Source organism: Streptomyces albus subsp. albus (genome assembly GCF_000725885.1).
GTDB classification, from domain to species: domain Bacteria; phylum Actinomycetota; class Actinomycetes; order Streptomycetales; family Streptomycetaceae; genus Streptomyces; species Streptomyces albus.
The window spans coordinates 1-14,443 of record NZ_JODR01000036.1 but is presented as its reverse complement, the minus strand read 5'-3'; the positions used below and the strand labels follow the sequence as shown (position 1 = coordinate 14,443).

Sequence of the window (14,443 nt, the reverse complement as noted above, 5' to 3'; positions counted from 1 at the left end):
TCCCACCCCCGGAGCCGACCCCTGGGCCCGACAGCCCCGTCCCCGCACCCGGTGGACCGGCCTCCGTGCCCGACGGCCCGACTACCGCAGCCGACGGCCCCGCCCCCGTGCCCAACAGGCCGGCTCCCGCACCCGACGGACCGGCCCTCGGCTCACCCGGCACCACCACAGCACCCGCGCCCGCAAGCGCACCCGCACCCACACCCACAGCAACGGCCCCGGCCCCAACCCCCGTCCCGCACCACCACCGGACGACGGCGGACGCCTACGACGCCGTAGCCACCATCTACGCCGCCCTCCCCCGCGACGATCTGGACTCCCCCTCGCCGGACCGCGCGGTGCTCGCCGCATTCGCCGAACTCGCCCGGAGCACCGGCGAGGGCCCGGTCGCCGAACTGGGCTGCGGTCCCGGCCCGGTGACCGCGCACCTGCGCGGGCTCGGCCTGGACGTCTTCGGCGTCGACCTGTCCCCGGCGATGATCGACCTGGCCCGCGAGACGTACCCGGACCTGCGCTTCGAGGTCGGCTCCATGGACGCCCTCGACCTCGCCGACGGGACACTGAACGGCATCGTGTCCTGGTACTCGATCATCCACACCCCGCCGCAGGATCTGCCCGCCTACTTCGCCGAGTTCCGCCGGGTCCTCGCCCCGGGCGGCCACCTCCTGCTCGCGTTCTTCGAGTCGGAGGGCGAGCCGGTCACCCCCTTCGACCACAAGGTGACGACGGCCTACCGCTGGCCCCTGGACGCCCTCGCCGAGCTGGCCGCACAAGCCGGCTTCGCAGAGACCGGCCGCCTCCTGCGCGCCCCCCGCGAGGGCGAACGCTTCCGCCGCGGCCACCTGCTGCTCCACGCCGCGGAGCAGCAGCCCTGACCTTGCGGCTCATCCTCGTACTCGACGCATGCACAGAGTGCCGGCTTCTTCTCGTACAGGAGCGAAGGGAAGTCTCGCCGGTGTACCGGCCCGAGCAGCCGTGCGCTCAACCAGTCCTCCACCGGGGCGGCGGACGGGCGCGGCACGCTCGACGCTGTTCTCAGCCTCCGACGGCGGGGGGCGCCCGCCCCTGGTGGAGCAGGGTGGGGTCGGCGTGAGAGCGACGGCCGGCGTCGCCTCGGCGAACGTTCGGTGACGGGGTGGGCCGCGTATCCGGGCCCGGGTCCTCCGGCCAAAGGAGCATGTCCTCGCCGGGCTTTCAGGAGGGGCGCTGCTGAACGGCGGCTGTGCGTGCCAAGGAGTCCGGGGCCGCCATTTCGGCGAAGACGGTTTTGCCGGAATCACGCAGCTCGACGCCCCAGTTCACGGCCGAGGCGCTGACGAGCAGGAGGCCGCGTCCCTGCTCGTCGCCGGGCTCCGCCTTCCGGCGAACGGGCTTCGACCTCGACGTGTCTTCGACGGAGATCCGCACCAGGCGCGGCCCGGGCCTTTCCACCGTGACGCGCAGGAGCCGGCAGCCGCTGTGCAGGATCGCGTTGGTGATGAGCGACGATCTCCCGTTCGTCTCGCTCGTAACCACGCGCTGTCATCGGTCCGGCTCCCCTCTCACGGACACAACGGTCCGGGGCGGGCAGGCCGGGCGCGAAAACGCCGAGGGCCGCCGCCCTGCTCCCCAGGGCGGCGGCCCTCGGCGAAGCCGGTGCCGCGTCAGCGGTTCGGGCCGGGTGGCCCAAAGGCGCCGGTCACAGATCGAAGTACAGCTCGAACTCGTGGGGGTGGGGCCGCAGCTGCATGGGGGCGATTTCGTTGGTGCGCTTGTAGTCGATCCAGGTCTCGATGAGGTCGGAGGTGAAGACGCCGCCGGCCTGGAGGTACTCGTTGTCGTCCTCCAGGGCGTCGAGGACGGCCGGGAGGGACGTGGGGACCTGGGGGACGTCCGCGTGCTCCTCGGGGGCGAGCTCGTAGAGGTCCTTGTCGATGGGCTCGGCCGGCTCGATCTTGTTCTTGATGCCGTCGAGGCCGGCGAGGAGGAGCGCGGCGAAGGCCAGGTACGGGTTGGAGGACGGGTCCGGGGCGCGGAACTCGACGCGCTTGGCCTTCGGGTTGGAGCCGGTGATCGGGATGCGCATCGCCGCGGAGCGGTTGCGCTGGGAGTAGACGAGGTTGACGGGGGCCTCGAAGCCCGGCACCAGGCGGTGGTAGGAGTTCACCGTCGGGTTGGTGAAGGCCAGCAGGGACGGGGCGTGCCTGAGGATGCCGCCGATGTAGTAGCGGGCCATGTCGGAGAGGCCCGCGTAGCCCTGCTCGTCGTAGAACAGCGGCTCGCCGCCCTGCCACAGGGACTGGTGGACGTGCATGCCGGAGCCGTTGTCGCCGAAGATCGGCTTGGGCATGAAGGTGGCGGTCTTGCCGTTGCGCCAGGCGGTGTTCTTGACGATGTACTTGAACAGCATCAGGTCGTCGGCGGCGGCCAGCAGCGTGTTGAACTTGTAGTTGATCTCGGCCTGGCCGGCGGTGCCCACCTCGTGGTGCTGGCGTTCGACCTGGAGACCGGCGCGGGACAGCTCCAGGGAGATCTCGGCGCGGAGGTCGGCGAAGTGGTCGACGGGGGGAGCCGGGAAGTAGCCGCCCTTGTAACGGACCTTGTAGCCGCGGTTGCCGCCGTCCTCGATGGCGCCGGTGTTCCAGGCGCCGGCCTCGGAGTCGATGTGGTAGTAGCCGGCGTTCGCCTTCGTCTCGAAGCGGACCTCGTCGAAGACGTAGAACTCCGCCTCCGGGCCGAAGAACGCGGTGTCGGCGATGCCGGAGGAGGCCAGGTATGCCTCGGCCTTCTTCGCCACGTTCCGCGGGTCACGGCTGTACTGCTCGCCGGTGATCGGGTCGTGGATGAAGAAGTTGATGTTCAGGTGCTTCTCGGAGCGGAAGGGGTCCAGACGCGCGGTGGACAGGTCCGGCACCAGGGCCATGTCGGACTCGTGGATCGCCTGGAAGCCGCGGATCGAGGAGCCGTCGAACATCAGGCTCTCGGTCGGGTCGAAGGTCTCCGCCGGGACGGCGAAGTGCTGCATGACGCCGGGCAGGTCGCAGAAGCGGACGTCGATGAATTTGACGTCGTTGTCCGCGATGTATTTCTTGGCCTCGTCGGCGTTCTGGAACATCGATCCTCCTAGTCCCGCCGCGTCGGGACGGGCTTGCTCCGGCTCCGGCGGCGGCACACGGCCGTCCACCTGGCACCGACTTTATGCAGGGGCCATTTCTCCAGCATGACTCATTTGTTTCACCGATGTTAATCAGCAGGCCGCGCGGTCTCCTCGTCACCGTGCGGAGTGTGCGGGTGACGGTCCGCCTCCCGCGGGGACGGGACGGCCGGGAGGCGGACGCGGGGGACCGGGGACGGGACGGCCAGGGCCCGTACGCGGGAGACGGGCGGTCCCCGGGCGCGGAAAACAGCGCGTTACCGTTGTCGGGTGGACAACAGGGAAGCAATCGGGTCGTGGCTGTCGGGACCGCGCGCCGCGGCACAGGAGATGGGTGCCGACTTCGGCTACCGCGGCAAGCGGCTCGGCCTCCCCGAGGAAGGGTCCGGGTCCATCGCGCCGGTCGGGCGCAGGGTCGGCGCCCTGTTCATCGACTGGGCGCTGTGCGCGCTGATCGCCTACGGGCTGCTGGCGGGCCGCCGTCTGGAGGGCACCAACAACTGGGCGCTGGTCGTCTTCGTCGTCATGAGCATCCTGACCGTGGGCACGGTCGGCTGCACCCCGGGGAAGCGGCTGCTGGGGCTGCGCGTCGTCGCTCTGGACGGGCTCGGCAGGCTGCCGATGTGGCGTGCCGTGGTGCGCACGGTGCTGCTGGGGCTGGCCATCCCCGCCCTGATCTGGGACCGCGACAACCGGGGCCTGCACGACCGGCTCTCGGGCTCGGTGCAGGTCCGTATCTGAGACGGACGTTCACCCGAGACCTCGCCGGTACGGGACGGACACCGCTACGGAACGGACACCGCTACGGGACGGATGCGGGCGGGGGCGGGCACCTGGTGTGCCCGCCCCCGCCCGTGTCCGTTGGGCCGGTGTCCGTGGAGCCCTGTCCGTGGAGCCCTCGCTCCGGAGTCAGCGGCCTCCGGAGTCAGCGGCCCTGCGGGCCCTTGGGGAGCTTCATGCCCTTCGGCATCGGCCCCTTCGGGATCGGCATGTTGCTCATGAGGTCGCCGAGCGCGCGGAGCCGGTCGTTGATCTGGGTGACCTGCGCGCCCTGAAGCGTCCGGGGGAGCTTCAGCATCTTGACGCGGAGCTTCTTCAGCTCGACCTGGTCCTCGCCGTTGCCGACGATCATCGTGTGGACCGGTACGTCACCGACGACGCGGTTCATCTTCTTCTTCTCGGACGCCAGCAGCCCGCGCAGCCGGTTGGGGTTGCCCTCGCCCACCAGGACGATGCCGGCCTTGCCGACGGCCCGGTGGACGATGTCCTGGCTGCGGTTCATCGCCACGGCCGGGGTGACCTGCCAGCCGCGGCCGATGTTCTCCAGCACGGCAGCCGCCGCTCCCGGCTGGCCCTCCATCTGTCCGAACGCGGCCCGCTCCGCGCGGCGTCCGAAGACGATCGCGCACGCCAGCAGGGCCACGAGCACGCCCAGGATGCCCAGGTAGACCGGGTGACCGATCAGGAAGCCGATCGCGAGGAGTACACCGAAGGTGACAAGCCCCACGCCGGCCAGGATCCAACCGATCTTCCGGTCCACGCGCCGGGTCATCCTGTACGTCTGGGCGATCTGCTTGAGCCGCCCAGGGTTCTCGGTGTTGTCCTTCCTCGCCATACGGTGAAGTTTACGGGGCGGGGACGAGCCGCCACCTCTCGGCCGGGGCGTCACCTTCCGGCCGCGGAGCCCGCCTCTCGTGCGATGGCACCGCCACCTCGGCTCCGGCGGCCCGGGACTTGGTGCCTTTCCCCTATGGGGACGCCCGTGCACGCGGCGTTACGGTCGCCGCCAGGGAGTGCCGGGTGTTCCGCCGCGGTCGTACCGGACCGCGGATCCTGCCCGGCCCGGCGGATCGAGACGTATGGCGAGCGGGATCGTGGCCCTGCTGGCGGCGGCCGTGCTGTGGGGCACCGTCGGCCCGGCGCAGCTCCTGGCCGACACGGACGTGGCGCCGGTGGCCCTGGGGGCGTGCCGGATGCTGCTGGGCGGCCTGGCGCTGGGGGTGTTCACCGTACGGCGGGCCGGGTTGCGCACCTTGTGGCGGCCCGGGGCCCGGCTGTGGATGCCGGTGAGCATCCTGGTCACGGCGGCGTTCCAGGCGTGTTTCCTGGAGGCGGTGGACCGTACGGGGGCCGCGCTGGCGACCGCGGTGACGTTCGGGACGGTACCGGTCGTGTCCGGGCTGTGGGCGCGCGGACTGGACGGCGAACGCGGCGGTGCCGCCTGGTGGTGCGGCACGGTGTGCTCGGTCGCGGGTGTGGGGCTGCTGCTGGTGCCGGGCGAGGCGGCGCGGGCCGATGCCGCCGGGGTCTTCCTCGGGGTGGTGGCGGGTGCCGGTTTCGGTACGTACATCACCGCCACCAAACGGCTGGCGCGGCACGGTGCCGACACCGCGACCGCCGCGCCGGTGAGTGTGGTGTGCGCGGGCGTGCTGGTCTCGCCCTGGCTGTTCGCGGCCCCGGACGGGATCACCGAGCCGCGTGCGGTGGCGCTCGTGTGCTGGCTGGCGCTGGGTACGACGGCACTGGGCTATCTGCTGTTCACGCGGGGCGTGGCCCGGGTGAGCGCGGCGACGGCCGGGACGCTGAGCCTGGCCGAGCCGCTGGTGGCCACGGTGCTCGGCTTCGTCCTGCTGGGGGAACGGCTCAGCCTCCCGGCCGCGTGCGGTGCCGGGCTGCTGCTGACGGGGCTGGTGGTGGTCTCCCTTCCCGCTCGCGGCCGGAGCCGTGACGACGCCGCCCCGCACACCGGCCCGGCGGACGCAGCCCAGCACACCGGCCCCGCACCGAGCCCGGACCCGGACCCGGACCCGAATCCGCTATCGAATCCGGCCCCGGCCCCATCTCCGTCCCCCGCGCGGCGCCCCTCCCCCGCGCCCGCACCGGCCCCGCACCCCGCGCGGGGGCGGGCGGCGGGACCGGCCGGGCCGGCGTCCGGGGGCGGTCACGCGCAGGGCTGACCCGCGGCGGTCACGCGAGGACCGCTGCGGCCGAGGTCAGCGGTCCTGGTAGTGGGCGAGCGCGTCCCGCACCCGCTGGGAGAAGAACACCGGGCCGACGGCGTCGGCCCAGGCCAGCCCCTCCGGGGTGAGGCGCAGAACGTCGAGGTCGGCCACCCGGGCGGCGCTCTTGCGGGCGCGGCCCGCGCCGCCCGCGCCGTTCCCGTCACCGGCGAGATCCAGCCAGCCCTGGCCGGCGAGCAGGCGGAACTCCTGGGGGAAGTCCTCCGCCGGGACGGTGCCGAAGCGGTCGCGGTAGCCGCTCACGCTCATGCCGTCGGCCTCCAGCAGCGCCTGGAGTACGTACATGCGGCGGCGCTCGTCGTCGTCCATCTCGAACGCCCACTGGACGCGCCGGAAGGACTCGGTGGGGGTGGCGATGTACTCGTCGATGATGCGCCTGACCTCGGGGACGGCCACCGCGTAGTCGGTGGTGTAGTGCATGGTCTCGGTGAACGAGCGGGCGCCGACCCCGAGTCCGACCATGCCCGCCTGCTGGTTGTACTCGCTGATGCTCTCCTCCCCGCCGCCCGTGCCGGGCCGCTGCCGTCCGCCGGTGTCCGCCGCGGTGCCGGGGCGCTGGAAGACGCGCAGGGAGGTCTGCCGGTAGCCGGCGGCCAGCAGGTGGTCGCGGCCGAAGCGGTAGAGGGCCAGCCGCTGCGCGTCCCACAGTTGCTGCGCCTTGTCGTGCCGGGTGCTCAGCCCGGTGAGGGGGCGGACGTAGAGCGGGTAGAGGTAGATCTCCTCGGGTTCCCAGTCGAGGGCCGCGTCCAGGGAGGTGCGGAAGGAGCGTTCGGTCTGGCCGTCGATGCCGTAGATGAGGTCGATGTTGAGGACGGGGAAGCGGGCCTCCTTCAGGCGGGTGAGTGCGGCGTCGACCTCGGCGCGTTTCTGGGGGCGTACGGCGGCGCGGGCCTCCTCGTCGAGGAAGCTCTGCACGCCGATGCTGAGCCGGGTGGCGCCGCGTTCGGCGAGCACGGCCAGCCGGTCGGCGGTGGCCGTGGCGGGTGAGGTCTCCACGGAGAAGGGGACGGCGCGCAGGTCGGCGCCCATGACCGTCTCGCAGATGTCGCAGAGTTCGGCCAGTTCTGCGGCGGTCAGATAGGTGGGGGTGCCGCCGCCGAAAGCGGCGAGGGTGAACCGTATCGGGTCACCTTTCGCCTCCAGTGCCTCACGCGTCACATGAGCCTGCCGGCGGAGGGTGGCCAGAAACGCACGGGTGATCTCTTCCGGGGCGCCGGTGCGGGTGAAGAGATTGCAGAAACCGCAGCGCATTTCACAGAACGGAATGTGCGCGTACAAGGACAGGTTGTCCAGCCGTTCGCGGGACCACAGCTCGCTGAGCAGTGGGCCGTTCTCCAGCAGCCGGTACGCCTTCTGGTGCGGGTAGGCGTACACGTACTGCTCGTACGGGGTTTCCGGTTCTTCCGGCCCGCGCGTGGAGAGATGGACGGGGACAGAGGTCGCCATGGAGGTCCCTTCGAAGCCGAGTCGCGCCCGAAGTGCCACCGTAAGGACCCCGTCCCGGAATCTCCTTTCCCCGATCACCCGAAATTCCGCGCTTACTTGGCCACCGATTCAGAGGGTTCGCATCATTGCCCGCCGGGAAACCGTGGCAAATGCGCGGAGCAGGGTGGCGCGCACCGGAATGTGGGCAGTCCTGTTACTCATGAAGTCACTTCTGATCGCGGCCGGTGGCGGGGGCGACGCCATCACGGCCACCCTGGTGCACGCCGCACTGCACGGCGCCGACGCACCCGCCCTCGTCCTCACCTACGCCTGGGAACGGCTCGTGGTGGACCCCGTGCCGGGCCCCCGGGGTCGCGCCGACTTCACCGGGACGGTCCCCGCCGGCGACCAGCTGCGGCTGATCACCCCCCGGTCGGCGCCCCTCCCCCCGGCGGGCTCCTCGCTGCCCCGGCTGGCCGCTGACCTCCGCCCCGAACTGGGACTCCTCGACCCGTACGAGGGGACGCCCGGGCTGGCCGCACAGATCGGCGAGGCGGTCACCCACTGCGGGGCCGACCGGATCGTCGTCGTCGACGTCGGCGGCGACGTGGTCACCGACGGCACCGAACCGACGCTGCGCAGCCCCCTGGCCGACGCCCTCGTACTGGCCGCCTGCGCCCGCTTGGGCACCCCGGCCGAGGTGTACGTGGCGGGCCCCGGCCTGGACAACGAGGTGCCGGCCGAACTGCTGCTGCCCCGGCTGGGGGCGCCCGCCTTCGCCCTGGAGGCGGCGGACACCGAGCCGGTCGGCGCCGTCTTCGACTGGCATCCCTCCGAGGCGAGCGCACTGCTGGTGGCCGCGGCACGAGGGGTGCGCGGGGTGTGCGGCACCCGGGACAGCGAGCGTCCCATCACCCTCACGTCCGACGCCGCGCACGTCCACCGGCTCACCCTGGAGGACGCCCTCCGGCTGAATCCGCTGGCCCGTGCGCTGGCCGACGCGGCGGACCTCGCGGAGGCGGAGGAGGCGAGCCGCCAGGTGTGCGGCTTCTCCGAGATCGAACGGGAGCGCCGCCGGGCACTGGCGCTGCGGGAGGAGAACGCGGACGGCACCGGTGCGGCGACCGCGGCGCGTGCTGAGGGCGCACCGGAGGGCAGGCGGGCGCCCGAGGGGCTGTGGGACCGGTTCCTCGACTGGGAGCGCACGACGTTCCGGCTGGGGCTGAGCCATGTGACCAGCCGGCGCATCCGGGAGGAGCTGCGGCTGGGCCTGGACGCCTTCCAGCGGCTGCGCGCGCAGCTGATGGCGGCCTCCCCCGCCCGGGACGCCGCACCACTGTGGCGGCTCCACGGCGGCTGACCACCGACACCGCCCGGCCCGGACGGCGAACCACGACGGACGACGGGCCACCACCCACGGCGGGCGACCACGCACGGCGGGCCGGGTCCGACGGCCGGCCCGCCCGGATGGCTGCCCGCCTCAGTTGCCGCCCTGACCGGACGACCGACCCGACGCGGCAGCCGCCCGGCTCAGGTGGCCGGCACGGTGGTTGCCCGGCTCGGGTGGCCGGCACGGCAGCCGCCCGGCTCAGGGTGGCCGGCACGGTGGTTGCCCGACCCAGAGGGCCCGACTCAGGCAGTCCGCCCGACTCGGCCGGGGCGGCCGGGCGGTCGGCCCCCGGCTGAGACGACCCGGAGGGCCGCCCGGCCCAGACGGCCCGGCTCAATGCTCCCGGCTCAGATGGCCTTGCTCGGGCGGACGGCCCGGTTCAGGCAGGCAGGCGGAGCGGCCGGACGCGACGACCGCCGCCCCACATGGCGGCTCAGTCGGCCGGCCCAGCCCAGGCAGTCGGCCCAACTCAGGCAGGCAAGCAGCCGGACGAGCGGTCAGCCCGACTCAGGCAGGCAAGCAGCCGGGCGAGCGACCGGCCCAGCTCAGGCAGCCGGCCGGACAGGCGGCCCTGCTCAGGCAGCCGGCCGGACAGGCGGCCCGGCTCAGGCAGGTGGCCGGGGGCGGGCAGGCGGTCGGCCGGGCGGCCTGCCCGGGATGGTCGCGTGCGACTTCGGCGGCGCCGCCGCGGAGCCGAGGAGGCGCTCGGCCTCGCTGCGGGCGCGGGCCCGGCGACGGTCCTCCAGGACTGCCGCCCACGCGTTGCGGCGGGCCACCCGCTGCCCGCGGCCGAGCAGCAGATGCTCCAGACCTTCCAGTGCCCACAGGGTGGTTCGCACTGTCCCCTCCGTCAGTCGTCCGGCTGCGTCAGGCACCGCGTACGGTGCGTGGCTCCAGCGTTACGTCTCGGTGTTACCAGCCGGTGACCGGAGGGTCAAAGTCCGCGAAAGCCGGTGCGGCGAAGCTCACTTCGGGCTCCGCCGCATCCGTCACTGTGCTGCTCCGGCGTCTCAGGCGGCGGAGGTGGTGCTGCCCTCACGGGCCTCGACGGCCTGCTTGTACAGACGTCCGGCGCGGTAGGACGAGCGCACCAGCGGGCCCGACATGACGCCCGCGTAGCCGATCTCGTCGGCCTCCTGCTTCAGCTCGACGAACTCCTGCGGCTTGACCCAGCGCTCCACCGGGTGGTGGCGGGGCGAGGGGCGCAGGTACTGGGTGATGGTGATCAGCTCGGCGCCGGCCTCGTGCAGGTCGCGCAGGGCCTCGCTGATCTCCTCGCGGGTCTCGCCCAGGCCCAGGATCAGGTTGGACTTGACGACCAGGCCGGCCTCGCGGGCGCGGGTGAGGACCTCCAGCGACCGCTCGTAGCGGAAGCCGGGGCGGACGCGCTTGAAGATGCGGGGCACCGTCTCGACGTTGTGGGCCAGCACCTCGGGGCGGGAGGAGAAGACCTCGGCGAGCTGGTCCGGGTCGGCGTTGAAGTCGGGGATCAGCAGTTCGACGCCGGTGTCGGGCATCAGCCCGTGGATCTGGCGCACCGTCTCGGCGTAGAGCCAGGCGCCGCCGTCCTCCAGGTCGTCGCGGGCGACGCCGGTGATGGTCGCGTAGCGCAGGCCCATTGTGCGGACGGACTCGGCGACCCGGCGCGGCTCGTCGCGGTCGAACTCGGCGGGCTTGCCGGTGTCGATCTGGCAGAAGTCACAGCGGCGGGTGCACTGCTCGCCGCCGATCAGGAAGGTCGCCTCGCGGTCCTCCCAGCATTCGAAGATGTTGGGACAGCCCGCCTCCTGGCAGACCGTGTGCAGGCCCTCGCTCTTGACCAGGTGCTGGAGGGCGTTGTACTCGGGGCCCATTTTCGCCCGGGTCTTGATCCACTCCGGCTTGCGCTCGATGGGGGTCTGGCTGTTGCGGACCTCCAGGCGGAGCATTTTGCGACCGTCGGGTGCGACAGCGGACACGTCCGGCTCCCTACGTACTTTCGATTCAGCGGCGGCTATCAGCCTACGCCTGCGGATGACGGGCTTGGGTACGGCCGGAACCCGCGAAGGTGCCGGCCCGAGGCGGGAGACTCAGACCGCGCGCGGCATCGGCTCCGAGGACTCCAGGACCTCGCGCAGGTGCTTCTCCATGAGGGGAAGCACCTCGGAGACCGGAACATTCCTGCCGAGCTCCTCCGAGAGCGAGGTGACGCCCGCGTCGCGGATGCCGCAGGGGACGATCCGGTCGAAACCGGTCGTGTCCGGGTTGCAGTTGAGCGAGAAGCCGTGCATCGTCACGCCCTTGGCGACGCGGATGCCGATCTGCGCCAGCTTGCGGTCCTCGCCGCGCTGGCCCGCGTTGGAGGGCGCGTACTCCGGGCCCATCAGGCGCGGGTCGTACTCCTCCTGGTTCATCTGCGGATGGAAGTCCAGGGCCAGCCCGGAGGAACGCTGTTCGAGGGCGTCGCCCAGCACCCACACGCCGCTGCGCCCCTCGACCCGGGTCGTCTCCAGGCCCAGCTCCGCACAGGCGCGGATCATGGCCTCCTCCAGGCGGCGCACGTGCGCGACCACGTCCACCGGGCGGGGCAGCTTGAGGATCGGGTAGCCGATGAGCTGACCCGGCCCGTGCCAGGTGATCTTGCCGCCGCGGTCGACGTCCACCACGGGGGTGCCGTCAAGCGGACGCTCGCTGTCCTCGGTACGCCGCCCGGCGGTGTAGACCGGGGGGTGCTCCAGCATCAGCACGGTGTCGGGGATCTCGTCGGCGAAGCGCGCCGCGTGCACCCGCTTCTGCTCCTGCCACGCCTCCAGGTACTCCACGGCGTTGTCGCCGAAGCCCAGGTGGACAAAGCGAAGTTCGCCGTCCGCCGGACCGTCCAGCCGGGGTTCACCCATGCTTCCACTCCTCCGTACGCCCGCGGTGGCGGGCTGCTCCGCCGTCGCGCCCACCGCCACTGTACGGCCGTCCCGTGCCGCTCCCGCAGCTGCCCACCTACTCACACGTACGGATGAATACGCGACGAAGGGGGCGAACGCTGTACGACAGACCGTTACATTCGCGCCGTTCCAGCAGGGCGCCCCGGCGTCTGACACAAGCCGTGAGGGCAGGAGACCGTTAACCCGATGACGATGGAACGACCTGGGGAGTCCGTGAACGACACGACCCAGCCATCCCAGCAGCGCATCCCCAACCGCCAGCTCGCCGCACTGATCGCCGAGGCGGGCTTCTCCAACGCGGGCCTGGCCAGGCGCGTGGACCAGCTCGGCCTCGAACACGGTCTTGACCTGCGTTACGACAAGACGTCCGTCACCCGCTGGCTGCGCGGCCAGCAGCCCCGGGGGACGACGCCCGCCCTGATCGCCGAAGTCTTCACCCGGCGGCTCGGACGGCGGCTGACGGCGCAGGATCTGGGCCTGGACGCGTGCGCGCCCGTCTACGCGGGCCTGGAGTTCGCGGCGACGCCCGCCGAAGCGGTGGACATCGTCAGCGGGCTGTGGCGCAAGGACTCGGGCAGCCACGCCGAACTGCGGAAGATCGCCTTCACCCCCGCCGGACTCGTGGTGCCCAGCCGCGACTGGCTGATCGGACGCGCGGACGAACGCGTCGCACGCGGCCCCGACCCGGACGGCGCCGCACAGAACGGCACCGGCGCCACGGGCACAGCGCCGGGCGCCACCGCCGGGCCCGGCACCGCCGCCGGGCCCGGCACCGGACGCCCCGGGCCGGTCCACGGGCGCATCCCGGGCGGCGGACACGTCCCCGCCGGACCCCACGGCGGGCTGCGGGTCCCCGCCCAGTCCCGCGCCGGGGGCGGCCCCGGCATGGCGGCCAGGCCCCCGTCCCTCGCCGCGCGGCTCGACCGGGTCGAGCGCGGCCCCGGCCAGCGGGTCACCGGTGGCGACGTGGCCGCGCTGCGCTCGGTGTGCGAACTCTTCCGCGCCCTCGACCACGCCTACGGCGGCGGCCACGCCCGTCAGGCCCTGGTGCGGTACCTGGAGCACGAGTGCGAGCCGATGCTGCGCGGTGTCTACGGCGAGCAGCTCGGCCGGCGGCTGTTCGCCGCCGCGGCCGACCTGACGCGGCTGGCGGGCTGGACGTCGTACGACATCGCCGCCCACGGGCTGGCCCAGCGCTACTTCGTGCAGGCGCTGCGGCTGACCCAGGCGGCGGGCGACCGCTCCTTCGGTGCCTACGTACTGGTGACGATGAGCAGACAAGCCGTCTACCTGGGGCACGGCCGCGAGGCCGTGCAGCTCGCCCGGGTCGCCCAGCAGGGGGTGGGCACCTCCGTGCCGCCGGTCATCCAGGCGCTGCTGCACGCGGCCGAGGCCCGCGGCCACGGGGTGCTCGGCGAGGTGCGGGCCTGCACCGCGTCGCTGGCCCGCGCCGAACGGGCGCTGGAGACGGCACGGCCCAGCGAGGACGTGCCCGCGTGGGCCCGGTTCTTCGACGAGGCGCAGCTCGCCGACGAGTTCGGCCACTGCCACCGGGACCTCCAGCAGTACCGGGCCGCGGCGCAGCACGCCGAACGCTCGCTCCAGCTGCGCGGCGCCGGCTATGCGCGCAGCCGCCTCTTCTGCCGGGTGGTGCTGGCCACGGCCCGGCTCGGGCTCGGCGAGATCGAGCAGGCCTGTCAGCTGGCGGCGGAGGCCGCGCACCAGGCCGCGGAGATGCGGTCCGTGCGGGCGCACGAGTACGTACGGGACTTCGAGCGGCGGCTGGAGCCGTACCGGGACGCGGCGGCGGTCCGCCAGTACCGCGAGAAGGTCTCCGCACTGGTGTGACGGGGCCCCGGCCCCCCGTGTCGGCCGCCTCGCCGGGGCGCGGCACGGGGGGCGCGGCACGTCTGCGGGCTCCGTCCCTGCGGGCGGGCGGGCGGTCACGGGCTCGGAGCTTCGGCTCCGGACTTCGGGTGCCGGGCTCCAGGTCCCGGGCTCCGGGCTCCCGGCTCCCTCCCGGCTCCAGGTTTCCGGGCTCCCGGAGCTGCGGGTTCCGGGTTCCGGCGGGGGCTCCGGCTCAGGCGGGCTTCGTGGGGTGGCAGGGGATCTCCATGGTGATCATGGTGGGGCCGCCGGGCGGGCTGTTGAGGGCCAGGATGCCGTCGAACTGGCCGAGGCGGCGTTCCACCCCGGCAAGGCCCGAACCCTTGGCCAGGTCCGCGCCGCCCCGGCCGTCGTCCGTGACGGCGATCCGCAGCATGCCGCCGTCGGCGGCGGCGTGGTGGATGTCCAGCCAGACGCGCTCGGCACCGGCGTGCTTGGCGGCGTTGGTGAGGACCTCGCTGACGGCGAAGTACGCGGCGGACTCGACCGGTTCCGGGAACCTGCCGGGCAGGTCCACGTCCACCTCCACCGGGATCGCCATACGCAGCGCGAGCGCCTTGGCCGCGTCCCCCAGGCCGCGTTCGGCGAGTACCGGCGGGTGGATGCCGCGCACCAGGTCCCGCAGCTCCGTGAGCGCCTCGGCACTGTTCTCCCGCGCCTGCGCGATCAT

13 protein-coding genes are annotated in these 14,443 nt (G+C 72.9%); 5 read left to right on the top strand and 8 right to left on the bottom strand.

The window, feature by feature from the left end; genetic code table 11:
• The first annotated feature begins 284 nt into the window (after positions 1-284).
• Positions 285-875: a class I SAM-dependent DNA methyltransferase gene (locus tag IO40_RS38095; protein ID WP_041969109.1), complete on the top strand. Its 591-nt coding sequence runs from the start codon at positions 285-287 to the stop codon at positions 873-875.
• A 319-nt stretch (positions 876-1,194) separates the two neighbouring features.
• Here IO40_RS38095 and IO40_RS0130160 read toward each other — a convergent pair whose 3' ends face one another.
• Both IO40_RS0130160 and glnA read right to left on the bottom strand, forming a co-directional pair.
• On the bottom strand, positions 1,195-1,515 hold the full coding sequence (locus IO40_RS0130160; protein ID WP_016468586.1) for an ATP-binding protein: 321 nt from the start codon (positions 1,513-1,515) through the stop codon (positions 1,195-1,197).
• A gap of 163 nt (positions 1,516-1,678) precedes the next feature.
• Positions 1,679-3,094 carry a type I glutamate--ammonia ligase gene (gene glnA, locus IO40_RS0130155; RefSeq protein WP_016468587.1) on the bottom strand — a complete coding sequence of 472 codons (1,416 nt, stop codon included), beginning with the start codon at positions 3,092-3,094 and terminating at the stop codon, positions 1,679-1,681.
• Between the two features lie 309 nt (positions 3,095-3,403).
• Here glnA and IO40_RS0130150 point away from each other — a divergent pair, with 309 nt between their 5' ends.
• The gene (locus IO40_RS0130150; RefSeq protein WP_016468588.1) at positions 3,404-3,874 is read left to right on the top strand and encodes an RDD family protein; all 471 of its coding nucleotides are present in this window, start codon (positions 3,404-3,406) and stop codon (positions 3,872-3,874) included.
• 184 nt (positions 3,875-4,058) lie between these two features.
• Here the strand turns inward: IO40_RS0130150 and IO40_RS0130145 are convergent, their stop codons facing one another.
• The gene (locus IO40_RS0130145) at positions 4,059-4,748 is read right to left on the bottom strand and encodes a DUF4191 domain-containing protein (RefSeq protein WP_016468589.1); all 690 of its coding nucleotides are present in this window, start codon (positions 4,746-4,748) and stop codon (positions 4,059-4,061) included.
• Between the two features lie 244 nt (positions 4,749-4,992).
• Here IO40_RS0130145 and IO40_RS0130140 point away from each other — a divergent pair, with 244 nt between their 5' ends.
• Positions 4,993-6,090 (top strand): DMT family transporter, encoded by a 1,098-nt coding sequence (locus IO40_RS0130140; protein WP_031176521.1) that lies wholly within the window; start codon positions 4,993-4,995, stop codon positions 6,088-6,090.
• A gap of 36 nt (positions 6,091-6,126) precedes the next feature.
• On the opposite strand, the gene IO40_RS0130135 is transcribed toward IO40_RS0130140, so the two are convergent.
• Positions 6,127-7,599: an STM4012 family radical SAM protein gene (locus IO40_RS0130135; RefSeq protein ID WP_016468591.1), complete on the bottom strand. Its 1,473-nt coding sequence runs from the start codon at positions 7,597-7,599 to the stop codon at positions 6,127-6,129.
• Positions 7,600-7,798: 199 nt separating this feature from the next.
• Here IO40_RS0130135 and IO40_RS0130130 point away from each other — a divergent pair, with 199 nt between their 5' ends.
• Entirely contained in the window at positions 7,799-8,938 is a 1,140-nt protein-coding gene (locus tag IO40_RS0130130) for a DUF1152 domain-containing protein (protein ID WP_033230178.1), read from the top strand.
• 635 nt (positions 8,939-9,573) lie between these two features.
• Here IO40_RS0130130 and IO40_RS36485 read toward each other — a convergent pair.
• From IO40_RS36485 to lipB, 3 genes are all read right to left on the bottom strand, one after another.
• A complete protein-coding gene (locus IO40_RS36485; RefSeq protein WP_055496245.1) occupies positions 9,574-9,807 on the bottom strand; it encodes a hypothetical protein in 234 nt (77 codons plus the stop codon).
• Between the two features lie 171 nt (positions 9,808-9,978).
• Positions 9,979-10,926 (bottom strand): lipoyl synthase, encoded by a 948-nt coding sequence (lipA, locus tag IO40_RS0130120; RefSeq protein WP_016468594.1) that lies wholly within the window; start codon positions 10,924-10,926, stop codon positions 9,979-9,981.
• 111 nt (positions 10,927-11,037) lie between these two features.
• Entirely contained in the window at positions 11,038-11,844 is an 807-nt protein-coding gene (lipB, locus tag IO40_RS0130115; protein ID WP_016468595.1) for a lipoyl(octanoyl) transferase LipB, read from the bottom strand.
• 228 nt (positions 11,845-12,072) lie between these two features.
• Here lipB and IO40_RS0130110 point away from each other — a divergent pair, with 228 nt between their 5' ends.
• Positions 12,073-13,734 carry a Csu type fimbrial protein gene (locus tag IO40_RS0130110; protein WP_016468596.1) on the top strand — a complete coding sequence of 554 codons (1,662 nt, stop codon included), beginning with the start codon at positions 12,073-12,075 and terminating at the stop codon, positions 13,732-13,734.
• Positions 13,735-13,966: 232 nt separating this feature from the next.
• Here the strand turns inward: IO40_RS0130110 and IO40_RS0130105 are convergent.
• A partial coding sequence (locus IO40_RS0130105; protein ID WP_031176519.1) for a sensor histidine kinase occupies positions 13,967-14,443 on the bottom strand: 477 nt, incomplete at its 5' end.